The following is a 25,352-nucleotide window of genomic DNA, read 5'->3' as shown; positions in this document are numbered from 1 at the left end:
CACATAACAGGATCAGGACTCCCCTCCTTCTCTTTATAACAATTTGTTCTGGCAGTCCGTTTTATAAGAGTCATTACATATTCGGGAATTAAATTATGGTAAATAAGAGGAATCGTTCGATGAAAAATATAGTCATGCTTGAATACAAAAGGCTTAATAAAAATTATGGATGGTTTATGATCGGAGCCGCCGTATTATTAGCTGCGTTTCTGAGCAATCCGATACTCCCCAGCTTCCTGGCCGAGGATCAGGCGGTTTCTTTATTCACCCATCATTTAAGAACCCTCGTTCTTTGTGCCATGCCGCTATCGATCGCCATGATCTTGAAAGAACACAAAGGCACTTTAACAAACCATATATTATTCTCGCAACCGATCCCGCTTTTTAGCATTGCATTGGGAAAATGGCTGACTATTCTGTCCGCCTATCTCTTCTGTTCCCTTGTCGGCTTAGCCCTGTATTCAGTGAGTCCATTGCTCCTTGGGCGATCCCCATACAATGCAATCAAGCTGTTGTCTGCGTTTGTCCGAGTGGATGTTCCTGTAGTGGTAATCGCTTCCCTATTTTGCAGCGTTTTATATATTTTGCTGCGCAGCAAGATTGTTTCTTATGTGGGAATGCTCTTAATCGCAAACTACGTTCCGGCTATCTTTGATTTCACTTTATTGGCTTTGCTCGTCTTCGTCATACTTATTACAACCTATATATGGCTGTACTGTGTCCAGTTGAACCAGGATAGCTCCAACATGGACCATTCAAGAAAATACAGACGAAAAGTCAGGAAAATATGCTCATCTTACAACCAAGCGATTTTGCTCAAGGGAGCTGCGCCCGTTATCACAGTTATGCTCCTCCTTTGCATGTATGCGTTTATTTCGAAAGACCACTCATTCTGGTCCATTTTTAAATACGTTATCGTGCTGCTACCTGGCTGCATACTGATTCCTATTCATTCGGAGATATATGGAAATAAGCGGGCCGGGTACATTTATACAAGCAATACGCCAGGATATAGAATCATGCTCGAACGCTTTATTTTTGGCGCGCTGGTCTCGGAATCATTGATTACCTTGATGTATATGGCAGCGCTTCTGTTCGGACTTGAGAACGGCATGGGCAGATTATTGATCCTGTACAGCTCCAGCCTGCTTCTGGCAGTAGTTGGACTGACGACAGCGAATATTACAAGAAATAGCATGGCCGGTTATATCGCTTCATTGCTGCTTTGGGGGGCGGCATTATGGGACGGTACAAACCTTGAGGGAGAGCTCTGGACGACTGTTTTGATCATCATCACAGCGTTGCTGTTAATTTTGAATGTATCGGCCATAAAGGGCAGAAAGTCATAGACTAGGCTAACCCGCCTAAGGAGGTAACAATGAACATGCTGGAAGTTGCGAACGTATATAAATCCTTCAGGAAAAATGAAGTGCTTAAGGACATTAATTTTAGAGCTGATACAGGCATATTGGGTATTTTGGGAAATCACGGGTCTGGCAAGACGGTATTGATGAATTTGATCTCCGGATTAACAAAACCGACGCAAGGCAAGGTTCTCATTCATGGGCTGGATACCCTGGACAATTCGATACAGGTCAAAGAACGGGTAGGCTATCTCCCTCAGGACTTCAGCCTGTATGATGAGCTCAATGCCTACGAAATGCTGGGTTATATCGCCAAGCTCAACAAGATGGGGACCCGGCAGCAAATCGATGATCGTATTGATGAAGTTCTGGAGTGGGTCAACCTTAAAGGTGCCGCCTATCGGAAGGTTGGTTCCTATTCCCCGGGAATGCGGAGGAGACTGGGAATCGCCCTCGTCTTGATTAAAGATCCGGACATTATTTTGGTTGATGAACCAACCACCGGACTTGATCCGCTGGAGAAAATTCGGTTTCGAGCCTTGCTGGGCTCACTGGGAGAGCGTAAGCTCATCCTGCTGTCGACCCATCAAGTGGATGATATTGCAGCAATTTGCGACCAGCTCCTCTTCCTTAAGAATAAAACCGTGGACTTCTACGGAACCCCAAATCAGTGGCTGGCCGGCATCCAAAGCCGGATTGCAGAAACGGTGGTAAGAGACCGCCATCAATTAAGCGCATTGGCCCGGGAATATAAAGTGATCTCGATGAAGCAGGTGGAGGGCGGAGTTCATGTCAGACTCGTCCTTAGATCTAATGAGCCCTACTTCCCCTACACATTAGTGAATACCGAGCTGGAGGACGCTTTGGTCTACTACTCCTAAGGTGATCCATGGACCATTGTATCTCTAACGAAACCACAAACCGTTATTTCAGCAACAATAACCTGAAAATAAATCTAACGAAACTATGGATCGTTATTCGCGCGATATGAAGCCCTGAAGCCCTTATTTCGCAAAAATAACGTTTACCTGTTTCGTTAGCATGCCGAGAAGCCTCCTTTAGCCAGAATAGCGATACTGGGTTTCGTTAGAAAAAAGAGCCATCCCTTGGCAGCATCATAGCTGCTGGGAATGACTCTTCATAAATCTTATGTCAGGAGGGCTTACTTGGCGCCCTTCCCTTCCTTGAACAACTCGCCGATCGCTCCAAGGCTTCCGAGCGTCTCAACTGCGTTAGATGGGATGAATACTTTATTCGCCGGTCCCTTAGCTACTTCCTTCAACGCTTCAAACGACTGATAAGCAAGAACCTGCTCGGTTAATGCAGCGTCGCGCAGCATTTGAATCCGCGCCTTCTCCGCCTCTGCAACCGCCTGGATCGCTTTGGCTTCCCCTTGTGCTTCCAGCTCCTGCGCCTGACGCAAACCTTCCGCCTCGCGAATACGCGCTTCCTTATCCCCTTCCGCCTTCAGGATTTTACTTTGCTTATCCCCTTCGGCACGCAGGATCATATCTTGCTTCGCGGCTTCCGCCTCAAGGACGATAGCCCGCTTGCTCCGTTCTGCCTTCATTTGTTTGTCCATCGCTTCTTGGATATCAAGCGGCGGCTTAATATCGATAACTTCAACCCGCTCGATACGCACGCCCCACTTCTCTGTAGCTTCATCCAAAGCAATACGAATTTCTGTGGAGATTTTCTCCCGTCCAGACAACGTCTCGTCCAGCTCCAGCTTACCGATAATTTGACGCATCGTCGCCGTAGAAATATTTCTTACCCCATATACATAATCTGAAATTCCGTAGGTAGCCTGTTCTGGCCCAACCACCTGATAGAAAATAATCGTGTCAATTTGCACCTGTACGTTATCTTTGGTAATAACCGTTTGCGGCGGCACATTCGCCTGTTGAATCCGCAAATCATGGAACACGCGAACCTGATCGATCACCGGAATCAAAATATTGAGCCCCGGCATTAACAGGCGATTGAACTTCCCTAGGCGTTCTACGACACCTACGCGTTGCTGTGGTACGATCTTAACGGTAAGTGAGATAAAGACTACAACAACTAGAATAATAACGAGTATAACTATCCATTCCCAGCTCATTAAGTGAAATCCTCCCATCTTTCTACTTCAATTATTGTACTGCTTCGCTTCAACACCCGAACCAGTTCGTCCTTCTTCAGAGAACGAGCTGATGTAGCACTCCAGGTGTCTCCGCCGATCTTCACAATTCCAAACTGTCCTTCATCAATAGGTTCAACAACAACTCCCTGTCTCCCTACCAGTTCTGTACCCGTATCCTCATACCCCTTGGATGAATGGCGAAATTTTCGCGATAATGGCTTAGTAAAGACCGTAAGCACAATAGCCACTACGCAGCCTGCCAAAACTTGCAGGATATAAGCATCTGGAGCTATCCAGGCGACAACCGCTGCGACTACTGCTCCAAGGCATAACCAAAGCAAGTAAAATGTCAGCGTCATCATTTCAAATACGAGTAGTACTCCTGCGGCAATTAGCCAAAGCACCCATGCATCCATTTTGCCAGATGCACCACCTTTCCGCGTATTAATACTAGTATATACGACAACAGCGGCAAAGCGTCTCAATAATTTGTAAAGATTACTGATAGTATACCTGGAAGATGTCAAATTTTCAGTATTAATGTTGGAAAATGCATCATTTTATCTAAAATAAACACCGTTCTTTCGGAGGACAGTAATGACTAGTATAAGCATACGTATCAGATCTAAGACATAGAACGTTAAATCGTCTCGCTTTTCACTCGAACCCAAAAAATGCCGATGGATCTCCCCTTAAGGAGGGAGTCTTATCGACTATGGATTATAGAAGCTCCGCAGCCGCAGGCTGGCTGTCCCGCTCCCCTCCCCACTGGCCGCTTTGAATTGTATGGCTTCAGCGATATACAGACGTTCCTTGGAATGGATAGCAGCCAGATAATGTTTAGTTGCTTCCAACGATCCTTCCAGGCGAAGCTCGATTTCAATTGACAAGAGCCCCGGGATTTGTTGATTAGCTCTCTCCAGCAAACCGCCAAATCCATCAGGGGCAGAGAGGTTCTCTCCCTCTGTAGAAACTGCAGTAGGCCGCTCCACGGTGACGGACTCCTCCAGAAGGAATGACGCGCCAAGCACCTTGACACCCGAGAGATCCTCCGCCGTCTCCAAGTCGCGCAGCATCCCTTCCTGATCCACCTTCTTCGGCAATTGCCTCTGGTCCAGACCCGCTTGCTCCACAGCGGCCTCCCTGGCCTGAGCACGCTTATCTTCAGCGATTTGCTCCGTCTTATGTAAGAACTGCACAGATTCCTGCTGTTTTGCTGACAAGCCATGTGATTCATTTAATACCGGTCGATACCATAAAAAATAAAACACACCGCAAAATACAAAAATAATGACGGCCAGAAATAATAGAAATCCATCTCTTCGCTCCATCTGTCCCGAGATCATCCGGCTTCACCTGCCTGCATTTGTCCAAGAATTGTCGGGATGTCCCTTCCTAATAAACGGAAGGTCCCGATATAGCGTCCATCCTGCTCATTTACGGAGGGAATAAATACTTTTCCCCCTGTAAATATCTGCTGGATGGAAGTCGAATACGCCCCAACTTCGTTCATATTGTAGAAAGAACAAGTCCACTCCACACTGCCAGCATCAAATTGCAAGCTTTCCATTTGCCCCCCTTCTGGGAGGGGAGCCTCCATCTCACGGATGACAAGCTCCAGATCCGGGCGAAGCTGACGCAGGCTCTTGAGCAGTTCCTTCGCTTCGCTCCCGACTCCGTGCATTTTGCTAAGCTGCTGTATTTCCAGCTGCAGTTCGGCCTGCCGCTGCTCTGTAGTTCGGATGCTTGTCCTCAAGGTGCCGACCGATTGACTGAGTTCTATGTATCCTACAACTAAATATGCAGCAAGCAACGTCCCGGCCAGCAAAAGAATGACCGGCAACAGAAGCGTGGACCATACCGGTCGTGGGCGCGGAGGGAGAAGGTTAATCTCAATCACGATGGCTTCGCCCCCTTTAGCGCCAACCCAAGGGCAATGGCATAGCTATCTTGGCAGTCCGAAGATACAGTTGTAAAATACCCCTGAACATCCAACTCCAAAACATTTACCTGACCAAAAGCTGTATTTAGCTGTTGTCTGATCATCCCCTTGTCGGAAGCAGATCCAGCCAGAATAATGGTGGAAATTCGCTCCTTGCCTTCATGCAAAGTATACTCGTAGAAATTAATAATTCGCGTAACCGATGAGACAATCTCGCTATACCGCCAGTTATTCAGACTATCCTCCGACACCTGTTCCAGAGAAAATGTACGGATGAAGTCAGGAATTCCCCGATTATATAAATACACCTCCGCTTCCTTTTCTTTAAAGAAAATCACCATTACACACTCCTGCTCCAATTGATTCTGGCGTTGTAATATCCGCGATAAAGCAATAGCACCGAGATCCACCGATTCTATGCGGAGGCCGGCCGTCTCAAGCAAATCTACCATCTTCACGATAAGCGGACGAGGAACAGCGGCGACGAACGTAGGCAGCATGCCTTGCTCCAGATCCCCAGGCCGTTCATCCATCCAATGATAATCTATAATCGGCTGCTCAAAAGGAAAGCGGAGGCTTCCCTCAATCTCAAGCGCCGTCACCTGCCTCTGCTGTCGCGGTTTTACCTTGGGAACACGCAGGATGCGAATAAAGGACTGTCCGGTTGGTGCGGCAAGATGCGCCTTGCTGCCGCTTAATCGATGACGCTCCAGCCAAGTCTGCAGTGTATGAAGATGAACGTTTAATTCAGGCCCGCCCTCCTCGTTGATCAACGAAGGAAGGGGCAGAAAATCGCAAGCCGTTGCGACCCCCAGCTTATGATCGATCTGAACGAAGCGGACCCCCTCCTCCTCCACTGTCACTCCGACCCCAGCCGGTCGTATCCAGCGATTAATTATAGATGAACTACGCTTGTCATATACCAATGGATGATCTCCTTTCCGTAGGCATGTACGATCAGGGCGGCCGCAGCCAGATACGGACCGAAGGCTATCGTACGATGCCCGCGGCCGCGCCGGATCATCTGCGCCAGACCGACGCTCATGCCAAGCAGGCTAGCCAAGAATAGCAGGATCAGAACGCCGGGAAATCCGACAACCGCGCCGAGGATACACAGCAGCTTGACGTCGCCCATCCCTACGCCGCGGCCGAAGGTTAGTGCAGACAGCAGCAGAAGCAGCACGCCGCCGCAGGCTAGACCGAGCAGGTGAACCCAGGGCGGTTCACCGCTTATGATCGGCGCAGCGATGAGCAAAGCGGCGCCAAAGAGCAACACGATCCCGTTCGGTATAATCCGCGCCGTGAGATCGGTGTAGGTCACCAATACGGACAGCGCGGACAGCAGCAGTCCGATCCCCCATGCGCCGGTGAAGCCGAAGCGCATGGCCATGAGGGCGAACAGCACCGCCGTGCCGAAGGCGGCGGCGCTGTTCGCCGCAAGGCGCCCCGGCCAGCGCAGCGCGTGGCCGGTGGCGCCTTGCTCCGCGGCGGCTTCGCCAGCCGCGGGAGGTGCGCCCGGCGGCGTAAGCCCGCGCCGGGCGAGCAGCCATCGGCCGGCCTCGCCAAGCGCCCAGCCGGCCCCCAATCCGATGATAAAGTTAACGGTTATCATAGTCGTAAGATTCATCGTCTTGTTTATTTTCGCCTTAAGGGGCTTTAGCGGTTGCGGTGCTCTTGGTTAATTCCTCCACGGTGTAGGTGAAGGTATCTCCATCAACAACCAGCGAAACAACCGGTTCAGTAGAGTTTATTTTATCTAAATTTACTGTGGTCCCGGCTCCAAAAGATTTTCCCGTCTTCGGATCTGTCAGTCCTGCCTGAATGTATTCATCTCCTATTAAATCAGCTAATGAATGGCTCTCCTTCAGCTCCCCGTTATTAATTGCAATCGACCGCAGCTTCGCCGCTTCAAACAGCTGGTTTGCCGTCGCCACGCGGGCATTATCCTTAGTTTTATCCAGCATTCCTGTAATCAGCGGTACGGCAATAGCCGCGATAATCCCGATAATCACGATAACAGCCAGCAATTCGATGAGGGTAAGCCCCTTCTCTTCTTTTCTCAAACGGTGGATGAGTGCAGTCATAATCGTTAACCTCCCAATTTTTTTTAGATGAGTGTTCAAAAGCCCGCTTTTCAGCACTAAAGCTTAACCTTCCAATGTATGTTTTTTTCAAAACGATCTAGTTGAATAAAGCCAGAATTGACCTCGACTCGATAAGTTTTCTGATAAAAAATGAACTTTCTGAATTGTCTCTACTTAGCTTATATTTCCATAAAGGCTCAGCATCGGTATCATGATGGATGCCATAATAAAGCCTACGACACCGGCCAGAAGGACAATCATTATCGGTTCTATCAACTGCTTGAGCTTGTCCACGCTATTTTCAACATCACGCTCATAGAAATCGGCCACCTTGCCCAGCATCGTATCGATCGAGCCGGTCTCTTCACCGACCAGGATCAACTGGGTGACAAGCGGAGGGAAAATCCATGATTGCTTGAGCGGCTCCGAAAGCGGGCGGCCCTGGCGAAGCGAGATTTGGCATTCGCGGATCGTCGCCCCAATTACCTTGTTGCCGACCACCTTCTCCACGATGGCCAAGGATTGTAGAACGGGCACCGCGCTTGCATAGAGCGAAGACAAGGTGCGCGTCATTTGGGCGATAGCGCTCTTGCGATTCAACAGGCCAAACACCGGCACTTTCAGCTTGAAATAATCCCAGGCATAGGCGCCCCGTTCCCAGCGGAGCAATAAATATATCACCGCGGCAATCCAGACCATAACCATTAGCCAAATGTACCAGCGCTCCTCGATGCTTTGGCTCAGCGAGAGAGTGAAGCGGGTAATCGCCGGCAGATCACCGCCAAGCTGCGTGAACATCGTCTGAAAGCGGGGAATAATAAATTTCAGCAGAAAAACGACTACAAAGACGGCCATAATGCTGACGATAGCCGGATAGGTCATCGCCGATTTCACCTTTTCCCGGGTATAATGCGCTCGTTCAAAATAGACGGCCAGCCGCTCCAGCGTATCCTCCATGCTGCCCGATTCTTCCCCGGCCCGGATCATATGGACAAATATCGCGGGGAAGATGCGCGGATAAGCCGAGATCGCACCGGAGAACGTATTGCCTTTGCGAAGCTCGGCATTCACCTCATGCAGCGTCTTGGCCAGAGGCTTGCTCTCGCATTGTGCCGCCAGCACATTCGTCGCCTCAACAATTGATATGCCAGCGCGGATCATCGTAGCAAATTGGCGGCAGAATACGACGAACTGTTCATTCTTGACCGGGCTGCCGATGTAGAACTCTTTATTCCAGACGGTCTCCCGCTGCTCGTGGATATTCGTCACGATATACTGCTGCTTCAGCTCGGTCAGAGCGCTGCTGCGGTCGATCGCCTGGATGACGCCGCGGCAGCTGCGCCCTGATTCGACATCCTTCCCGCGATATGCATACTGCGGCATATTAAATATGCCCTTCTGCCAGATACGGCCTGGCTGTAACTTCATCAATCAGGTTGAGCCGCAGCAGTTCTTGTAGGCTCATATCCAGCGTATGCATGCCAAGCTGGTGGTTCGTCTGCATCACACTCTTGATCTGATGCACCTTCTCCGTACGGATCAAGTTGCCGACAGCCGGCGTATTGAGCAGCAGTTCGGTCGCGCATACCCGCCCCTTTCCACTCCGTGACGGCAGCAGACGCTGAGACAGTACAACAAGCAATGTTGCCGCCAATTGAATTCGAATCTGTCCCTGCTGCTCCGGCGGGAAGGAATCAATAATCCGGTCGATCGTCTGCGGGGCGTCGGAGGTATGAAGGGTAGCGAATACAAGATGGCCGGTCTCGGCCGCGGTGATTGCTGTGCGAATCGTCTCGGGATCGCGCATCTCGCCGACCATAATGATGTCAGGGTCCTGTCTGAGCGCAGCCCTCAACCCTTCGCCGAAGGAGGCCGTATCCAGGCCCACCTCGCGCTGATTAATGATCGATTGATCATGACGATGCAAGTACTCAATCGGGTCCTCCAGCGTGACGATATGCTTCCTATTCGATCTGTTCACCTGATCAATCAGCGAAGCTAATGTCGTTGATTTGCCGCTGCCTGTAGGCCCGGTTACAAGGAACAGCCCCTGCGGCTTCTGCGCCAGCTTCAGCAGCACGGACGGCAGCTTCAATGACTCGAAGGAAGGAACCGTTGGTGAGATCACACGGGCCGCAATGCCAACCGATCCGCGCTGTCGATAGACATTTATCCGAAACCGGGATAACCCGGGAATTCCATAGGAGAAATCCAGCTCGCCCCTGGTCAAGAACTTCTCATATTGCACCTCATTTAGCATCGCCCTGGTGAACTCCTCCAGCTGAAGTGGAACCAGCGGCGCATCATCCAGGCGATGAAGCTGTCCGTCGATCCGCAGCACCGGTGGAGAATTGACCGTCAAATGAAGATCGGAGGCGCCGCCATCAAATGCCTGGCGGAGCAAATCGACGAAATAAACGTCAGCGGTCTTCAATATCCGCTCACCTCCTCTTCCTCTCCGGTCTCCCGAAGGATTTCCTGCAGCGTTGTCTTGCCTTCCTGCATTTTGAGAAGGCCGTCTTCGAACAATGGCTTCATCCCCCGTTCCGACGAATAACGGCGCAGCTGTTGGATCGGAACACCGTTCACGATCGCAGCCCGCAGCTCATCATCCAGATACAGCACCTCATGGATTGCCATTCTTCCTCTGTACCCGCTCTTGCCGCAGGTTCCACAGCCTGTCCCGCGATACAGCATATCGGCTTGAACGCCAATACGCTCAAGATAGATCCTCTCCTGCAGATCCGGAGAATACGAAGTCCGGCAATCAGGACAAATGCATCTGACCAGCCTTTGGGCTACGACTCCGATTAAGGAGGAGGATATCAAATACGGTTCCAGCCCCATATCCCTAAGACGGACTACCGTGCTGACGGCGTCGTTCGTATGTAATGTCGAGAATACTAAGTGTCCGGTTAAGGAAGCGCGGATCGCGATCTCGGCCGTCTCGAAATCACGGATCTCACCGACCATGATAATGTTGGGATCCTGGCGCAAAATAGAGCGAAGTCCCTTGGCAAAGGTGAGACCAGCTCCCGTATTCACCTGCATCTGGTTCACACCCTCCAGCATGTATTCAACCGGGTCCTCCACGGTAATGATGTTGGTCTGCTCCTGATTCAGATACTGCAGCGCGGAATAAAGCGTCGTCGTCTTGCCGCTGCCGGTCGGCCCGGTTAACAGCACAATGCCATGCTGCTTCTCAATCATCCGTCTGAACAACTCTAGATTGTGCTTTGTCATCCCCAGCTTCTCAATGCCTTTGATCCCGGACGTGGTATCCAGAAGACGCATTACGATCTTCTCTCCATGCACGGTCGGCAATGCGGACAGGCGAATATCGATCCCTTTCCCGTCAACCGTCAGCTTAATCCGTCCGTCCTGGGGCAGTCGGCGTTCCGCGATATTCAGATTGCCCATAATTTTGAGCCGTGCCGTGACCACCCCCTGCATCGTCTTCGGGATGGAACGCTCATTGCGCAGCATGCCATCGATCCGGTAGCGGATCGCCACTTGCGTCTCCATCGGATCGACATGGATGTCGCTGGCACCAAGCCGCACAGCTTGTTCAATCATCTGCTGCACCAGCCGCACGACCGGGGAATCCTCATCGGTAATAGATGATTCCTCCACTTCGATATGGCCGTCTCCGCTGCTAATGTCATTGATCATCTCATTCATGGAGTTCTGCAGGCCATATAATCTGGCGATCCCGAGCCGCAGCTCGCCCTGCGATATAATCGCCGGCTCGATCGCAAAGCCTGTGCTCATGCGCAGATCGTCAATCGCGAGCAAATCCAGCGGGTCCGTCATGGCAACCATCAGCTTGCGGCCATCCGCTCTGATCGGCAAGACATGATACCGTCTGGCCAGGCCCTCGGGCACAATCTGAGCCAGCTTAGCATCGATTTGATACCGCGACAATGTCACATGAGGAATTCCCAGCTGAAATTCAAGTACCTCGATCAATTGATGTTCTGTCATAACGCCCTGCGACAACAGAATATCACCGAGCTTCTTGCGGGAATGCCGTTGTTCCTCCAGTGCAGCTTGCAACTCCGCGTCCGTTATAATCCCAGATTCTAAGAGAAGCTCGCCAAGCCTTTTTTTGAACATCTGCATCATTCACCTCTGAATCGAACGACAGATTTGCTAGATTTACGTTGAATGGAAAGTAGAATAGTAGGTCGAAAATACTATGCAAGGTAAGAAAAGTGTAAAAACGAGGATGTTTGTGGAAGTTATGCTATACATTATATACCTTTTTTAGAAAAGATGCTATTATAAATGGTATATTGTTCCTATTCACTCCTCCTAGCGTCCTATTGATGTGAAATTGGTGTCTAGCAAAATCATTTCTCGCCATAATATATCTTCCCCGTAGAAAGGGAGTAAGTAGTATGGGTATTGCCCGCAAATGCTGCATGTCCTGTCGCCGCGCACTCGTGCGCGAGGATGGACTGACTCTGGTTGAGATAGCAGCTGCACTGGTCATCCTCTCACTGATCAGCCTATACTTCCTGTCTTACTTCACGAACAGCGCCGCCCAGAGCAAGCTCAGCAACCAACAGCTGTCGGCCACTCACCTCGCTAATGCCAAGCTGCATGAAATTCAGTCCATGGCCTTTGACCAGCTGCAGCAATATGCTAACTCCGGCAGTTCTCTGCCCGAGCAAGCTGAGGATATCTATTCCATTCAAGCCGTTGTAAGCTCTTCCCACCCTGATTATCCATTCAATCCCGACTTCCTGTACATCACAGTCACCGTATATTGGTCCAAAGATCCGGAGCATCCGGAGCAATACAGGCATCAACTCTCGCTGGTTGGCGCCGCCAGACGGGATTACCCGCAGAACGGAGGTGCCCGGACATGAGAAATCTGGCGCAACGATTCAGGGATGAGGAAGGTCTGACCCTGGTCGAACTGCTCGCCGCAATCGCCTTATCCGCACTGCTGCTCATGCTTGTCTCTACCGTGCTGACTACCTCCTTGATGGCTTATGGACGCATCAATGATGAGACCGAGCTGCGCAACCAGGCCATTACGCTAAGCTCCAGCCTCCAGGCCAAGCTGAAAAACGCAACCAGGATCATCGATGGGGACGCAGTCGGGCCGCTGGGCCAGTTTCAGGCCGAAGTGCTGACGGATGTGCTCAGCGGAAGCACTCAGCCCGTTGCCGTAAGGCTAGACGATGGAAATCTGTATGTAAATGGTTCCCGGATGAACGAGGATGGCTTATCCCTGGCCGGTTCCTTTTTTGTAAAGGATGGCTCCGGACTCCAGCTCCATTTGAAATTTCGGCATATCAACAAAGCTGATGTTGAACCCCTTTATTTATTCGTCTCGATCAAATTCATATCATGAGGTGAATGAGAACATGGATAGATTCCCACGTTCCACTGAACGCGGCTACGCTCTCGTCTCTGTGCTGCTTCTCACCGTCCTGCTGTTCCTCCTCGGAACGCTTGTCTTGAGAAGTATTGTCAATTCACAAGGCATGGTGAATATATCAGGAGATATCGTAACCGCACAGGCTGACGGAGAGACGAAGCTGATGCTGAAGCTGTCCGATCTCCGTGTACAAATTATGAATTTGCAGGATCAGGAGAATCGGGTCACTCTGGAGCATGTCCGCGAGGCGGCTGATTCCTATGTGGACTCTGACAGCGTAATGATGGACGAAGAGAGCCAGCGTTATACTGCAGTAGTGTCCGCTCAAGGCAGATCGGGCAAAATCACCCAAACTGTACAGAGAAGAGTAGAAATCACGCTAGACTACGATCCGACAGGCCCGTCAGAGGGTGAGGATAACAACGGGTATGCCGTTGTAAGTCAAGGCTCCATGGATATGAACGGCACAGTTATTGAGGGAAGTGTATATGCTGGCGGAGCCCTTGCCAACAACCAATCCACCGTTAATGGCCAGAAAGTCACGCCCGTCACTCCGCCTATGGATGGTCTGAGCTTGCCGGCGAGAATGGAGGTCGCTTCGTTAGTCTCAGAGCTTGATAAGCAATTATCCCAATCATTATCTGACTTGCTCCACCATTCCCCCACTCAACCGGTGAATTTCGAAGTCTCCCGCAATGAGCATTATCCCGGGTCAACCACCCTCAGAAGCTTGAAGCTCATGGACGGAAAGTCCCTCGAAGTCGACGGCGACTTAGTTATTCAAGGCGAATTAACGATGCAGCCCGGATCAAGCCTCTCCGCCAGCGGTCATATTTACATTAACGGGAATCTGATGCTTAATGGCAGCGCCGAAATTCATTCCGGAGCATCCATCCGCGTCAACGGATCTATAAACATGAACGGGAATGGCAGCACTCCAAATAAAGCAGTTATTGAGGGAGATCTTTATACAAATCAAATCAATATTAACGGTACACTCACAGCAGGGCGCATCTATGTGAAATCCGAGGTCAACGGCACTTTATATAACCGCAGCCAGTTCAGAATTTACGCCGCAGGCTCTGTCGCATTAAATGCCGGATCATTCAATTCCTCTTCCCTGCTCGGTTATATATACTCGAACGGCTCGATCCATCTTAATGGCAACGGAAAATTAACCATCGAAGGAACGGAGATCAACAAGCAGTCGCCGAAGCAACCCGCCGATATTGTATTTATTGAAGGGAGCTTATGATAAGCAGATAGACTAGTCTACATTACATTTATATAAAAAAGGCGGCAGCCTCTCTCATCTTTGCAAGATGATCCGAGGCTGCCGCCTTATCCTTCTATGATATTATGCTTGCACAGCATCCAATTCAACATTTTGATTGAATACGTCTTTATCGTTCTCGCCCAATACCTTACCGGTTACAACCCCGGCTACGATCGAATCGTTAACGTTCAGAGCGGTACGGCCCATGTCGATCAACGGTTCAACGGAGATCAGCAGACCCGCCAACCCTACAGGCAAGTTCATCGTTGACAATACAATCAGTGAAGCAAAGGTAGCCCCACCGCCAACGCCAGCAACACCAAACGAACTGATCACTACGACAAGAATCAAGGTAATGATGAAATCCCAGCTCATTGGGTTAATGCCTACCGTCGGTGCGATCATTACCGCCAGCATTGCCGGATAGATCCCGGCGCATCCGTTCTGCCCGATCATCGATCCGAACGAAGCCGACAAGTTGGCAACGCCCTCAGGCACGCCCAGACGCTTCGTCTGAGTCTCCACATTCAGCGGAATGGTTGCCACGCTGGAACGTGATGTGAACGCGAAGATCAGTGTCGGGAATACCTTTCTTACATACTGAATCGGATTGTATCCGAAGAAGGCCAGTATAACAAGATGGATAATGAACATGACGATCAACGCTACATAAGAAGCGCCAACGAACTTGATCAGCTTGAGAATTTCCTGCGGGTTCGTCGTCGCCACCACATTGGTGATAAGCGCCAGAATCCCGTAAGGCGTCAGCCTCAACACCAAGGTTACGATTCGCATAACGACAGCATATACAGCTTCAACGATTTTACGGAAGGTCTCCGCCTGCTCCGGCTTCTTCCGGTCTATTCCAAGTACAGCAATACCGATAAATGCCGAGAATACAACGACAGCCATCGTTGAGGAACTGCGTGAACCCGCCATATCCGCAAACGGATTTGTTGGGATGAAATCCAGGACATACTGCGGAATCGTCTTATCGGCTACATCGCCGACACGCTCTTCAAGCTTCGCTCCACGCTCCTGTTCCTTCTGACCCGCTTCAATTTGAATGGCTTTCAGATCGAAGCTCAGGCTGGTAACGATACTTACCGTCGCAGCGATCGCTGTAGTTATCAGCAATGTAGCGATGATCAGAGCAGTCATCTTGCCTAAGTTCTGCTTGCCCTTCAATTTCATAATCGCTGAAATAATCGATACCATAATCAGCGGGATAACGACCATTTGCAATAAGCCGACATAACCCCGTCCGACAAGATTGAACCAATCCGATGATTTGGCCAGCACATCAGAGCTGGACGTATAGATGGCTTGTAGTACAACCCCAAATACGAGCCCCAATCCAAGACCGGTAAATACACGCTTTGTAAAAGAAATATGCTTCTTCTGCATCCAGAGCAACAGCCCGATTAATGCAAGCATAACCACAACATTCAGAATGACTTGAATGGTTTCCACTTCTGTCTCTCCCCCTCAACTGTCATCTCATAATGACCTTGCTGAATTATTAATGTCGATATAATATCACAATCTCGACTAAATGGGTAGGATTAATTTAAGATTATTTTTGGGAACTTTGGGAACAGCCCTCTTCTTCTTTATCATCCACAAATTTCATCTCAACCATACTGTGTTAAAATGGAAATCGATATAGAACATCTTCTTTCCTAACTATATTATATTCGAATAACGGGAGAACCTTATGTTAGAAATTTATATGACTCCGCTACAGCATAATATGAATCCCCTTCACTTTGAAAACCTGCTTCGCCTGCTTCCCTTGTCCAGGCAGGACAAAATACGCAAGTTTACTCGCCGAGAGGATGCGTATCGCTCACTGACCGCGGACATTCTATCCAGGTGGCTGATATGCGATTATCTTGGCGTAGCTAATGAAGAACTGCGGATTATGCAAAATGCCTATGGCAAGCCGATGCTTCCGGGGAACGAAGGGCTGTTTTTCAACCACTCCCATTCCGGACAGTGGATTGTCAGCGCCCTTTCCGATGCCCCTGTCGGTATTGATATCGAGCAGAGAAGCGACATCGATCTCAGGATTGCAGATCGCTTCTTCTCCGCACAAGAAGTTATGGATTTACGCGAGATACCGGCGGAAGCCAGATCTGACTATTTCTTTGAGCTATGGACTTTAAAGGAGAGCTATATCAAGGCGGACGGCCGCGGCCTCTCCTTGCCCTTATCCTCATTTACCATCCGCAAGCAGCGCGGCCATATTCAGCTTGATACAGAGAACAGCTTCCGATCCTGTTTTTTCAAGCAATACACTCCCGATCCGCTGTATAAAATGGCGGTTTGCGCTCTAACCTCCGATTTCCCCGAAACGCCTCGGATCATCGATTTCGATGAGCTGTACAAGCAATTTATGTGCGTTAACAAAATGGAACATGACAGAGCCTGAGCACTTTCACAAAAAACAGCCGATAAACGCTTCCCGCGCTTATCGGCTGTTCTCTTTTTTACTTGCTCATCTCAGTTACTTCGCCGAGAATTTTCTCTCCGCCCTGCTTGTTCCACTTGCTTACGAAATCGTCGAAGGAATCGATCGGAGCCGAACCCATAATAATCTTGGCAAAGGTCTCCTTCTCCAGCTTCTGCAGGTTCGCCCAGCGGGATGACATCGTATCCGTCTGGCCATAGTACAGGCTGTATACCTCTTTAATATTCGTATCGGTTGCCAGCGGTCTGTCGCCAACCATAATCGAGATCAGGCGAGGCAAGTTCGTCGTTATTAGGTCGCCGCTATCCTTCAAATCCCAATTGTTAATCGAGAAATTATCGAGCGGCTCCTTCTTCAGTTTCTTGATCGCATTCATATCGTCCTTAAGCAGCTTGTGCGTACTGAAATCGATGCTGTCGATATCCACTTCTCCCTTCAAATACTTCGAGAGAATATCATAGGACACTTCAATCTCATCCACATTATCAAATACGGTAAAGAGCGGGTATCCGCCAGATGGCCCCGGATTTTTGCCCAGGCCTGATTCTACCCATTTCGACTCATCACGCAGAAGCAGATTGATCAGCTTCAGTACAGCCTCCGGATTCTTGGCATTCTTATTGACAACCACAAACGCATTCGCTGGAGCGGCCATATGAGCATAATAATTGCCGTCATCTGCCTGCGGGTAAGCATAAGCCTGCCAGTCAGGAGTCGGGTCTTTCTTATAGGCGTCAGCAATCGTATATCCTGTCCACCAAGGTCCAAAGAAAATGCCGGCCTTGCCATCCAGAATCGGCTGCAGACTATCGTCACGAACAAGCAATTCTTTATCGATCAGCCCTTCTTTATACATATCGGCCAAGGTTTGCAGCGCTTGCTTCGTCTCCGGCTGTGTCGAGCCGTATACAACCTCGCCCTGCTCGTTCTGGAGCCAGTAGAGCGGGAAGGATTTATGGGCTGCAAATATTGGGTCCAGACCATATAAGTTGCCGTCTGTGCCGCTCAGAAAGCCGGATTTTGACGGTCCCACGATCCCCATCGTATCATTCTTGCCATTGCCATCAGGATCTTGTTCAATGAAAGCACGCGCTACCTTCTTCAGTTCCTCCAGATTCTTCGGAGGCTCCAGCCCCAGCTTATCAAGCCAGTCCTGGCGAATCCACATCTGACTCATTCCGGACGCCTTTGGCACGGTCGCAGGGATAGCCATAATCTTGCCGTCGCTCTCTACCAATTGCTTCAAGGCGTCGCCGCCGCTTTCATAGAAGCCCTTCAGCATATCGCTGGCTGTAGAGTTGAACGCATCCGTTAAATCGGCCAATTGGTCAAACTTCTGCATCGATTTGAACTGGGTCAAGTTGACAATTGCCGCATCAGGAATATTGTTGGATGAAATCGCCAGGCTAATCTTCTGATCCCAGTCCGCCGGAGCGCTGATCCAGTCATACACAATTTCAATATTCAGCTGCTTCTTGATCTCATCCAGGTACTGGTTGTCTTCGACAGATTTGCCTTCATCAAACTTTAAATTCGGGTCAAGGGAACGAACAAGGTGAAGAGTTACCGGTTCTTCATACTTCCCGAAGGGATCGAGTGCCGCCGAGGAAGCCTCGTTGTTGGCGTTCGCCGTATTTTCGGCCTTATTGCCAGCAGTATCATCGGATGGGCTATTCGCGCCTGTGTTCGCTTTATTGCCACCGCAGGCTGTCAGTGCAGCCATTAGCATGACCGTAATCAACCCGGTTAGTAGCCATCTGCGCTTTTTCATTGATTTTCCCCCTAGAAATGAATTAGATAATTTATTTCAATTGCACCCCAGGCACAATTAAAATCACTCTTTCACAGATCCAAGCGTTATTCCCGTAATGAAGTACTTCTGCAGGAACGGATAGATGACAAGGACCGGGATCATGGCGATAAATATTTTTGCAGCATTTAGCGAGCGGTTGTTCAGCTGAGAGATTTGCTTAATCTGCTCCGTATCCATCGTCGATAGATTCAAATTCACCACCAGCTGCTGGATATAGGTTTGCAGCGGATAATTGGACTGCTTGGTACTCAGCACTAATCCCGCGAAGAATTCATTCCAATAACCTACGATGGTAAAGAGAGCTATCGTCGCCACGACCGGAGCCGAGATAGGAATGAAAATCTGAATGAATGTGCGCCAAGGTCCGGCGCCATCTACATAAGCTGCCTCCTCCAAAGCCGCCGGAATATTCCTGAAGAAGTTGACGACGAGAATCACATTGAAGATCGGCAGGCTTCCTGCCAATACTAGGCCCCAGATCGAATCAATCAGACCGTAACCGCGCATAACGAGGTACCAAGGAATGGTTCCGCCATTGAACAACATGCAGAAGACGAGCACCCACATATAGATATTGCGATGGGGCAGCTGCTTCGAGGTCTTCGACAGCGGGTAGGCCATCATCAGGATCGCGGCCAGGCTCACCGCGGTACCAATCACTACCCGCTTGACCGATACCCAGAAGGAATTGAAGAAAGCCGCCTCTGACACGATCTTTTGGTAGGACAGCAGATTGAATCCGATGGGCCAGAAGGTCACCGAACCGGCATTAACGGCCGCTTTATCGCTGAGCGAGATCATCAGGATGTACCACAGCGGAGTCAGACATAGCAGAGTAATTAATATAAGCAAGGTAGCATTAATGCCATTAAACAATCTGGAACCAAACGTTTTTTGCTCGACCAAGGTTTCTCCCCCCACACATGAAGTCTTAGAATGAATGCACGATTATTAAAAGATTTTGTATCCTGTAAATTTGTCCGCTAAGGCGTAGCTGGTTACGATAAGAACAAAGCTGACAACGGACTTCAGCAATCCCACCGCAGTAGCCAGACTAAATTGCAGCTCTACTAGACCCGCGCGGTACACCCATGTATCGATGATGTCCCCGGTGGAGTATACCAGCGGATTGTACAGGTTATAAATCTGATCAAAACCTGCATTCAGTACATTCCCGAGCGAGAGAATCGCCAGGAGAATTACGGTGGTCTTAATTCCCGGCAGCGTTATATGAATCAGCCTTTTAAAGCGGCCAGCTCCATCGATAGCGGCAGCCTCATGCAAGGAGGGATCAATCGAAGTCAAGGCGGCCAAATAAATAACGGCGTTATAACCGAAGCCCTTCCAGATGTCTGATCCAATGACCAGCGGTCTGAACATATCCGCACGGCCAAAAAATACGATCGGCTCTACGCCAAATATGCCCAGCAGACTATTGATAGGTCCATCGACACCGAAAATGTTCAGCACGATGCTGCCGAGAATAACCCAGGACAAGAAGTACGGCAGATACACTAAGGTCTGAATCGGCCTGACAAGCTTCTTGATCGTCAATTCATGGAGCATGAGCGCAAAGATCAATGGAATGATCAGGTTCCCGATTAATTTCCCAACCGCTATGACAATCGTATTGATAAATACTTGGGTAATATCGTCCATGCTGAACATATAACTGAAGTTCTCAAGTCCAATCCAGGGTGATTTGAAAATTCCCAAGGCCGGATTGAAATCTTGAAATGCCATTACGATTCCGAACATGGGAACGATGCTGAATAAAGTAAGCCAAATATAACCTGGTGCCATCATAAGCCAATAGTGCTTTATATTTTTTTTACTGTACATTGTGTCTGTTCTTCCCTTCACATAATTTAATGGCGCTTTCAAGACAGTTGCTCTCGAATATATGACAGCGTTTTCTTATTACAAAACAACTATATCACCCATGTATCGCTGACCCGTATGGATGGTTGTTGTCTAGATATCATTGAATCGTCTTATTCACTAACGCTGCATTCATGCATTCCGTAGCAAGTAGCACTGCCTTCTTCAAATTACAAAACAATAATCGTGATTGAGCCGGGATGTAACCGGAAGCTGAAGCGCAGAGAAAAAAGACCGCCGTCGCAACTAACCTGAGTTAGCTGCGCAGCAGTCCTTATGCCGCGAATTTATCAAGCAGGCCTTGCTTATGCTCTCATTAAACTCTGCTTCACACCATTCTGCTTCCTGTACTCGCCAGGGGTCATGCCGGCGATTTCGCAAAATACACGGATGAAGTAATTCACATCCTCATAGCCAACCTCCTGAGCGATATCCGAGATCAGATCCTCCCTCTCGATCAGCAGCATTTGCGCCCTTCGAATACGTTCCTCGCGCACGAATTCATTGAAGGACATGCCGGTATATTTTTTAAAATTAATAGAGAAATAACTGCGACTCAGCCTGACGATCTGGGCAACCCCTTCCCCGTGCAGCTTACCACCCAAGTTCTCCCGTACGTAGATGACGGCCTTGAGAATACAAAGCTGAATATTATCGAGGCTGCTCTCCGCGGCAGCTCGCTTATACAATGCCTCCCTGAAAACGGAGAGCCAATCCATGAACTCGTCCAAATTGCTGTATTCCTGAACATTTTTCTGAACTGTTCCCACGCTCTCCTCTGCTACACTTGTTAAATGAAGCAGCACCTGCGCCGCTCGCCATACTGAAATATGGAGCGCTTTAGTCCCTTCACACAGTTCCTTGAACGTAGTGTCATCATACAGCCAGTACATTTGATTCCATTTGCCGACAAGATACTCCCATTCCTTCTCATTGCGGACTCCAAACCCTTGATGCCGGTCTTCAGAAATTATCGCCCCTCGCTGATCTTCCGACTCGCCGGATGCAGTAGCGGCAGACAATGGCTTCAATATCGTCTCCACCTTCTCGCTGATCCTGCGCAGCAGCTCATCACAATCCGTGCTCTCCATCTCCAGCTTGGATATATAATCAATCGCTCCGATCCGCAGGGCGGACTGGGCGTAATGGAATTCCTCATGAAAGGTAAGCACGATGAACAGCAGTTCAGGATACAGCTGATGGCATTTTTCCATTAAAGATATTCCGCCCATGACAGGCATATCGATATCAACAAACAATAGATCTACGGGATGATCCTGCAGAAATTCCAGCGCCTTCGTTCCGTTCTGCGCCTCCCCGGCCACGACCATGCCATACTTCTCCCACGGCATCATCGAAATAATGCCTCTTCGCGCCAGACGGTCATCGTCAACAATTAACACACGATACATCGGACATCTCCCCTTTTGATTTATGGAGTTGCTGAAAGTCTCCAAACACGCATTTACTGCTATTTCTGCATGACGCCCGGCATCGGCTTCTCGCGATCTATCGGCAACACTAGAGTCACTCGGGTCCCCCGATCCCGCTCACTATCAATGGTAATCACCGCGTTGTCCCCATAAAATGATTCCAGCATATAGCGAACATATCGCAAACCAATTCCATCAATTTTTTGTTCTTCATCAGGTCTTTGCTGGAGAACAGCACGGATACGGTCAAGCTCCTCGCCATTCAGTCCTTTGCCGTTATCCTCAAATGTAATCTCAATTGCATTGCGGCCTAAGAAAGGGGCGACAGTTATTCTTAGACATCCTTCGTCACCAAGTCCATGATGAAGTGCATTTTCGGCAATCGGCTGCAAAATCATCCGCGCAGTAGGTGTATCCAGATACACTCCTTCATCAATGTTCACATCCACTTCGAAGTCATAGCGCATCTTCTGCAACTTCAGATAAGCCTGAAGCATCCTGACCTCCGTCCGCAGCGTTGCTTGTTTATCGATCTTGTCGAGGCTGTAGGCGAGAATATAATTCAGTTCGGTAATAAAGTTCTCGATCTCGGTCTGCCCATGCATTTTCGCCAGCCAGTGAATGGAATGAAGCGAGTTCATCAGGAAATGAGGATTAATCTGATAATAGATCTTCTCAATTTCCAGCCTGTGCTTCTCCTGAGACATCCTTTCCGTATCCAGCAGCAGCCCCTGGATTTGCCGCTTCATATTGTTGAACTGCTTGAACAGCGCATCGAACTCCAGCACGCCGCTTTGCACGGACACCTCGTTCAGATCTCCTCTGCCCAGCTTCTTCATCTCTTTCGAGAAAATAGCAAGCGGTGTGTAGATCAGCCGCGATAACAAAATAAATGAGGCTATAAATACGAGCAGAGCCACTGTCAGAATCCCGGCCACATTGCGAATCCAGGCGTACAGCTCGCGATTATAATCGGCGGAGGGCAACAGCAGTACGTTATCGAATCCTAGCTCTGTGCCGAGTCTGACACCCAAATACTGCTCCGCTCGGCCGAAGTAACCAACTCCGATTTGCTCTTCATCCTTCAAGTGGAATAGCTGCCCTACCGTAAAATCATCCTTGCTGGAGAATTGAATCCGGTTATCGCTGTCCAGCTGCAGCAGAATATAATCCATATTTTGCGAATGGGACAGATTTTTAATGACGGCATCCGCCTCCAGGCGCGATTCGATATAAATAATCAGCTCGCGTTCATCCTCCAGCGTAATGCTGCGCGACACCGAGAGCACCTGGTGCTCACCCAGCTTCTTAATGCTGGATTGATGCAGGGAATGAAACGCGAATGTACCGTTCCTGCCCAGGACGTTGAAATGATCCGGAGAGAAATTCTCATAAGGCAAGAAGTCATAGAAATAGCTCTCCCCCGTCTTCGGATCAAAATAAGTTCTGCCCATGAGGTTACTGTTTGAGAAAGTGATCTTGACCAGATTATCGGAAATTTGCTGCCCCAGCTGATATTTTTCGAAATTGGAGTTTTCCTGAAAATAATCGCCTAATAAGGAACCGACCGTTCCTTCCGGTGACATCTGCTGTGTTACCTGCGACATATTTTTGTAGCTTTCCTCCATTTTGTCTGTCAATTGCTGCAGATCGATCACCATCGAGGTTTTCAATTTATTTTTCTCTATGGAATGAATCGCCTCATAAGAGACGACGGCCAGAATCATCAGGATAACGATCGTCTCTATGACAACAACAAAGATCAATCTTTGCTTTAATGCCCTGACCTTGAATAAGTCTGTAAAATAAAACCCAAGGCGCAGCTTCCTCATTTCCTCCCCTCCATTCCATGGTGGAGAGCAGTCCCTTCACTTCGATGTGAAGCGCTTTCAATGTTGTTCTGAGGCTTTTTTCTCAAGCAGCCATCTCCTTTCCCGCTCTGTTCTATATTTGTGCAAACGTTTGTAATTTATTGTATAACAAACCAATAATCTATTCCGCTTTATTTATCATACAACATATGCCTGATCCTTCAAAATCATATGTATTTAAGGTTATTCCCTGAATTCCTGGCGATTCCCCATCATTTCTCTTTCTTTCTTCAAATATCGTATTGATCCGATTCCCGGGAGGTTTCCTCATCAGATGGAGTGATATAAGTGATCCGATGCGATCAGCATAAAAAGGTCGAGCCCGGGCAGCAGCCCGAACTCGACCTTTGTTAGCATTAAACCTTCCTTCATGCTTTGCCTTCGACGTAATCCTGCAGGCTTTACCTTCTAAATCTGTACCGGCTGCCCGCCATTCAGACGGGAATGCTCCGCGGCGAAGGCGATCAGATGGCTTTGCAACGAGGCCGTCGCAGATGTCAATCCATATCCCGATCTCTGTTCGAAGGTGTGGACCTGCTTAATGAACTGACTGATCATACGCTCGTCGCCTCCGCCATGTCCATCTCCGTTCACACTGCACTCGATTTCTACCCGCTCATCGGTTGCGTAACGATATAAAGTGAACTTGCCTTCCTCCATATCCCCCATAATCTCCCCGCGGGTTCCCATGAGCTGCACTCTTCTGGTACCACTCTTCGTTAGCCCTGACATAATGAAGGAGGCGTTCGCCCCGTTTGCAAACTCCATATTGACGATCTGATGATCTACAACATTGTTATCGCAGCGATACACACAGCGTCCGAATGGGCCTTCCTTGATCGCCTTCAGAATTCCCTGCTGGGACAGATCGTCGGTCATATAACGAGCCCACGGATGCTCAGGCGGCTGAATGTACATCTTCATCGCAGAGAAGGGACATTCCTTCTCTACCGCACACAGATCGATGCAGCGCTCCGTTGACCCTTCAGGGGCATTCTCTTTTCTGAAGTGCAGCAGTGATCCATACGAGCTGACGCTGGTGCATTTCTCGTCCATCAGCCAGGAGATTAGATCCAGATCATGACAGGACTTGGCCAGAATCATCGGACTGGATTCCTCGGAATTTCTCCAGTTGCCTCGCACATAGCTATGCGCCATATGCAGATAACCTACATTCTCCGTCAGCTGTATCGTCGCTACTGTCCCCAATTCCCCGTCATCGATACAGCGCTTGATTCCTGACCAGAATGGAGCATAACGCAGCACATGGCTCACAATAAGCAGTCTTTGATATTGAAGAGAAGCTTGCTCCAGCTGAATGCACTCTTCCTTCGAAGGCGACATCGGCTTCTCTAGCAGAACATGATAACCTAGCGCCATCGCCTTCATCGCTGGCTCATAATGCTCCCGATCAAGCGTGCTGATGATCATGACATCCGCCAGCTTTCCGTGCTCAAATACCTTCTCCCAAGTATCAAATACATATGGAGGCGCAATCTGATGGAGGCCGGCGAATTGCTCCCGACGCTCAGCATTTGGTTCTGCTACCGCAACAAATTGAAGCTCATTCGGAAATTTCTCGGCATAGGGGCCGTAGATGAAGCGTCCTCTGCTCCCAGCACCCAGTAAGACAGCTGTAATTGTCTTCATATCTATTCCTCCTCAACACTTTACCGGTTACTTAATAGAGGTGGTTCA

23 protein-coding genes are annotated in these 25,352 nt (G+C 49.3%); 6 read left to right on the top strand and 17 right to left on the bottom strand.

What is annotated here, in order from left to right; translation table 11 throughout:
- Nucleotides 1–119 precede the first annotated feature (119 nt).
- Both DMN77_RS01870 and DMN77_RS01865 read left to right on the top strand, forming a co-directional pair.
- On the top strand, nt 120–1,349 hold the full coding sequence (locus tag DMN77_RS01870; protein ID WP_068779497.1) for a hypothetical protein: 1,230 nt from the start codon (nt 120–122) through the stop codon (nt 1,347–1,349).
- Between the two features lie 29 nt (nt 1,350–1,378).
- Nucleotides 1,379–2,245, top strand: coding sequence for an ATP-binding cassette domain-containing protein (locus tag DMN77_RS01865; RefSeq protein WP_068779496.1), 867 nt, complete (start codon nt 1,379–1,381; stop codon nt 2,243–2,245).
- 281 nt (nt 2,246–2,526) lie between these two features.
- Here DMN77_RS01865 and DMN77_RS01860 read toward each other — a convergent pair whose 3' ends face one another.
- The 10 genes from DMN77_RS01860 to DMN77_RS01815 form a co-directional block, all read right to left on the bottom strand.
- The gene (locus DMN77_RS01860) at nt 2,527–3,468 is read right to left on the bottom strand and encodes an SPFH domain-containing protein (RefSeq protein WP_068779495.1); all 942 of its coding nucleotides are present in this window, start codon (nt 3,466–3,468) and stop codon (nt 2,527–2,529) included.
- Nucleotides 3,468–3,905, bottom strand: coding sequence for an NfeD family protein (locus DMN77_RS01855; RefSeq protein WP_068779494.1), 438 nt, complete (start codon nt 3,903–3,905; stop codon nt 3,468–3,470). Before DMN77_RS01855 ends, DMN77_RS01860 begins: the two co-directional genes overlap by 1 nt.
- Before the next feature lie 297 nt (nt 3,906–4,202).
- Complete coding sequence (locus DMN77_RS01850; RefSeq protein WP_179013266.1) at nt 4,203–4,835, bottom strand: hypothetical protein; 633 nt, start codon at nt 4,833–4,835, stop codon at nt 4,203–4,205.
- Nucleotides 4,832–5,389 carry a hypothetical protein gene (locus DMN77_RS01845; protein WP_179013265.1) on the bottom strand — a complete coding sequence of 186 codons (558 nt, stop codon included), beginning with the start codon at nt 5,387–5,389 and terminating at the stop codon, nt 4,832–4,834. Before DMN77_RS01845 ends, DMN77_RS01850 begins: the two co-directional genes overlap by 4 nt.
- Nucleotides 5,386–6,357: a type IV pilus biogenesis protein PilM gene (gene pilM, locus DMN77_RS01840; RefSeq protein WP_179013264.1), complete on the bottom strand. Its 972-nt coding sequence runs from the start codon at nt 6,355–6,357 to the stop codon at nt 5,386–5,388. The genes DMN77_RS01845 and pilM overlap by 4 nt, the downstream gene beginning before the upstream one ends.
- Nucleotides 6,327–6,821, bottom strand: coding sequence for a prepilin peptidase (locus DMN77_RS01835; protein WP_179013262.1), 495 nt, complete (start codon nt 6,819–6,821; stop codon nt 6,327–6,329). Before DMN77_RS01835 ends, pilM begins: the two co-directional genes overlap by 31 nt.
- Nucleotides 6,822–7,077: 256 nt before the next feature.
- Nucleotides 7,078–7,515 carry a prepilin-type N-terminal cleavage/methylation domain-containing protein gene (locus tag DMN77_RS01830; RefSeq protein WP_179013261.1) on the bottom strand — a complete coding sequence of 146 codons (438 nt, stop codon included), beginning with the start codon at nt 7,513–7,515 and terminating at the stop codon, nt 7,078–7,080.
- Nucleotides 7,516–7,689: 174 nt separating this feature from the next.
- Nucleotides 7,690–8,898 carry a type II secretion system F family protein gene (locus tag DMN77_RS01825; RefSeq protein WP_179013259.1) on the bottom strand — a complete coding sequence of 403 codons (1,209 nt, stop codon included), beginning with the start codon at nt 8,896–8,898 and terminating at the stop codon, nt 7,690–7,692.
- Between the two features lies 1 nt (nt 8,899).
- Entirely contained in the window at nt 8,900–9,949 is a 1,050-nt protein-coding gene (locus DMN77_RS01820) for a type IV pilus twitching motility protein PilT (RefSeq protein WP_179013257.1), read from the bottom strand.
- Nucleotides 9,946–11,637: a GspE/PulE family protein gene (locus DMN77_RS01815; RefSeq protein ID WP_068779462.1), complete on the bottom strand. Its 1,692-nt coding sequence runs from the start codon at nt 11,635–11,637 to the stop codon at nt 9,946–9,948. Before DMN77_RS01815 ends, DMN77_RS01820 begins: the two co-directional genes overlap by 4 nt.
- A gap of 278 nt (nt 11,638–11,915) precedes the next feature.
- Here DMN77_RS01815 and DMN77_RS01810 point away from each other — a divergent pair, with 278 nt between their 5' ends.
- From DMN77_RS01810 to DMN77_RS01800, 3 genes are read left to right on the top strand one after another with little or no spacing between them, the layout of a single operon-like run.
- Nucleotides 11,916–12,389, top strand: coding sequence for a type IV pilus modification PilV family protein (locus tag DMN77_RS01810; protein ID WP_179013256.1), 474 nt, complete (start codon nt 11,916–11,918; stop codon nt 12,387–12,389).
- On the top strand, nt 12,386–12,880 hold the full coding sequence (locus DMN77_RS01805; protein ID WP_068779460.1) for a hypothetical protein: 495 nt from the start codon (nt 12,386–12,388) through the stop codon (nt 12,878–12,880). Before DMN77_RS01810 ends, DMN77_RS01805 begins: the two co-directional genes overlap by 4 nt.
- A gap of 13 nt (nt 12,881–12,893) precedes the next feature.
- On the top strand, nt 12,894–14,162 hold the full coding sequence (locus DMN77_RS01800) for a hypothetical protein (protein ID WP_068779459.1): 1,269 nt from the start codon (nt 12,894–12,896) through the stop codon (nt 14,160–14,162).
- A gap of 102 nt (nt 14,163–14,264) precedes the next feature.
- Here DMN77_RS01800 and DMN77_RS01795 read toward each other — a convergent pair whose 3' ends face one another.
- On the bottom strand, nt 14,265–15,656 hold the full coding sequence (locus DMN77_RS01795; protein ID WP_068779458.1) for an L-cystine transporter: 1,392 nt from the start codon (nt 15,654–15,656) through the stop codon (nt 14,265–14,267).
- A 244-nt stretch (nt 15,657–15,900) separates the two neighbouring features.
- On the opposite strand from DMN77_RS01795, the gene DMN77_RS01790 reads away from it, so the two are divergent.
- Nucleotides 15,901–16,617: a 4'-phosphopantetheinyl transferase family protein gene (locus tag DMN77_RS01790; RefSeq protein ID WP_179013254.1), complete on the top strand. Its 717-nt coding sequence runs from the start codon at nt 15,901–15,903 to the stop codon at nt 16,615–16,617.
- Between the two features lie 58 nt (nt 16,618–16,675).
- Here the strand turns inward: DMN77_RS01790 and DMN77_RS01785 are convergent, their stop codons facing one another.
- The 6 genes from DMN77_RS01785 to DMN77_RS01760 all read right to left on the bottom strand — a co-directional run bounded on the left by DMN77_RS01785 (nt 16,676) and on the right by DMN77_RS01760 (nt 25,304).
- Complete coding sequence (locus DMN77_RS01785) at nt 16,676–18,427, bottom strand: extracellular solute-binding protein (RefSeq protein ID WP_068779457.1); 1,752 nt, start codon at nt 18,425–18,427, stop codon at nt 16,676–16,678.
- 63 nt (nt 18,428–18,490) lie between these two features.
- Nucleotides 18,491–19,375 carry a carbohydrate ABC transporter permease gene (locus DMN77_RS01780; protein WP_068779456.1) on the bottom strand — a complete coding sequence of 295 codons (885 nt, stop codon included), beginning with the start codon at nt 19,373–19,375 and terminating at the stop codon, nt 18,491–18,493.
- 45 nt (nt 19,376–19,420) lie between these two features.
- Complete coding sequence (locus DMN77_RS01775) at nt 19,421–20,311, bottom strand: ABC transporter permease (RefSeq protein ID WP_068779455.1); 891 nt, start codon at nt 20,309–20,311, stop codon at nt 19,421–19,423.
- Between the two features lie 344 nt (nt 20,312–20,655).
- Complete coding sequence (locus tag DMN77_RS01770) at nt 20,656–21,762, bottom strand: response regulator transcription factor (protein ID WP_179013253.1); 1,107 nt, start codon at nt 21,760–21,762, stop codon at nt 20,656–20,658.
- A 59-nt stretch (nt 21,763–21,821) separates the two neighbouring features.
- Entirely contained in the window at nt 21,822–23,615 is a 1,794-nt protein-coding gene (locus tag DMN77_RS01765; RefSeq protein ID WP_068779453.1) for a sensor histidine kinase, read from the bottom strand.
- A gap of 447 nt (nt 23,616–24,062) precedes the next feature.
- Nucleotides 24,063–25,304 carry a Gfo/Idh/MocA family protein gene (locus DMN77_RS01760; protein WP_068779452.1) on the bottom strand — a complete coding sequence of 414 codons (1,242 nt, stop codon included), beginning with the start codon at nt 25,302–25,304 and terminating at the stop codon, nt 24,063–24,065.
- Nucleotides 25,305–25,352 lie beyond the last annotated feature (48 nt).

This window comes from Paenibacillus sp. 79R4, assembly GCF_013393165.1.
Taxonomy (GTDB): Bacteria; Bacillota; Bacilli; order Paenibacillales; family Paenibacillaceae; genus Fontibacillus.
Note: the sequence above shows the minus strand (reverse complement) of the source record. Positions and strands in the feature narration are given on the sequence as shown.

What these genes read in the sequence shown, in the direction of transcription:
- DMN77_RS01770 (WP_179013253.1), bottom strand. Translation starts at nt 21,762, where the DNA reads ATGTATCGTGTGTTAATTGTTGACGATGACCGTCTGGCGCGAAGAGGC.
- DMN77_RS01760 (WP_068779452.1), bottom strand. Translation starts at nt 25,304, where the DNA reads ATGAAGACAATTACAGCTGTCTTACTGGGTGCTGGGAGCAGAGGACGC.
- DMN77_RS01775 (WP_068779455.1), bottom strand. Translation starts at nt 20,311, where the DNA reads ATGTACAGTAAAAAAAATATAAAGCACTATTGGCTTATGATGGCACCA.
- DMN77_RS01825 (WP_179013259.1), bottom strand. Translation starts at nt 8,898, where the DNA reads ATGCCGCAGTATGCATATCGCGGGAAGGATGTCGAATCAGGGCGCAGC.
- DMN77_RS01835 (WP_179013262.1), bottom strand. Translation starts at nt 6,821, where the DNA reads ATGGCCATGCGCTTCGGCTTCACCGGCGCATGGGGGATCGGACTGCTG.
- DMN77_RS01790 (WP_179013254.1), top strand. Translation starts at nt 15,901, where the DNA reads ATGTTAGAAATTTATATGACTCCGCTACAGCATAATATGAATCCCCTT.
- DMN77_RS01850 (WP_179013266.1), bottom strand. Translation starts at nt 4,835, where the DNA reads ATGATCTCGGGACAGATGGAGCGAAGAGATGGATTTCTATTATTTCTG.
- DMN77_RS01765 (WP_068779453.1), bottom strand. Translation starts at nt 23,615, where the DNA reads ATGAGGAAGCTGCGCCTTGGGTTTTATTTTACAGACTTATTCAAGGTC.
- DMN77_RS01800 (WP_068779459.1), top strand. Translation starts at nt 12,894, where the DNA reads ATGGATAGATTCCCACGTTCCACTGAACGCGGCTACGCTCTCGTCTCT.
- DMN77_RS01805 (WP_068779460.1), top strand. Translation starts at nt 12,386, where the DNA reads ATGAGAAATCTGGCGCAACGATTCAGGGATGAGGAAGGTCTGACCCTG.
- DMN77_RS01855 (WP_068779494.1), bottom strand. Translation starts at nt 3,905, where the DNA reads ATGGATGCATGGGTGCTTTGGCTAATTGCCGCAGGAGTACTACTCGTA.
- DMN77_RS01810 (WP_179013256.1), top strand. Translation starts at nt 11,916, where the DNA reads ATGGGTATTGCCCGCAAATGCTGCATGTCCTGTCGCCGCGCACTCGTG.
- DMN77_RS01860 (WP_068779495.1), bottom strand. Translation starts at nt 3,468, where the DNA reads ATGAGCTGGGAATGGATAGTTATACTCGTTATTATTCTAGTTGTTGTA.
- DMN77_RS01865 (WP_068779496.1), top strand. Translation starts at nt 1,379, where the DNA reads ATGAACATGCTGGAAGTTGCGAACGTATATAAATCCTTCAGGAAAAAT.
- DMN77_RS01785 (WP_068779457.1), bottom strand. Translation starts at nt 18,427, where the DNA reads ATGAAAAAGCGCAGATGGCTACTAACCGGGTTGATTACGGTCATGCTA.
- DMN77_RS01870 (WP_068779497.1), top strand. Translation starts at nt 120, where the DNA reads ATGAAAAATATAGTCATGCTTGAATACAAAAGGCTTAATAAAAATTAT.
- DMN77_RS01830 (WP_179013261.1), bottom strand. Translation starts at nt 7,515, where the DNA reads ATGACTGCACTCATCCACCGTTTGAGAAAAGAAGAGAAGGGGCTTACC.
- DMN77_RS01815 (WP_068779462.1), bottom strand. Translation starts at nt 11,637, where the DNA reads ATGCAGATGTTCAAAAAAAGGCTTGGCGAGCTTCTCTTAGAATCTGGG.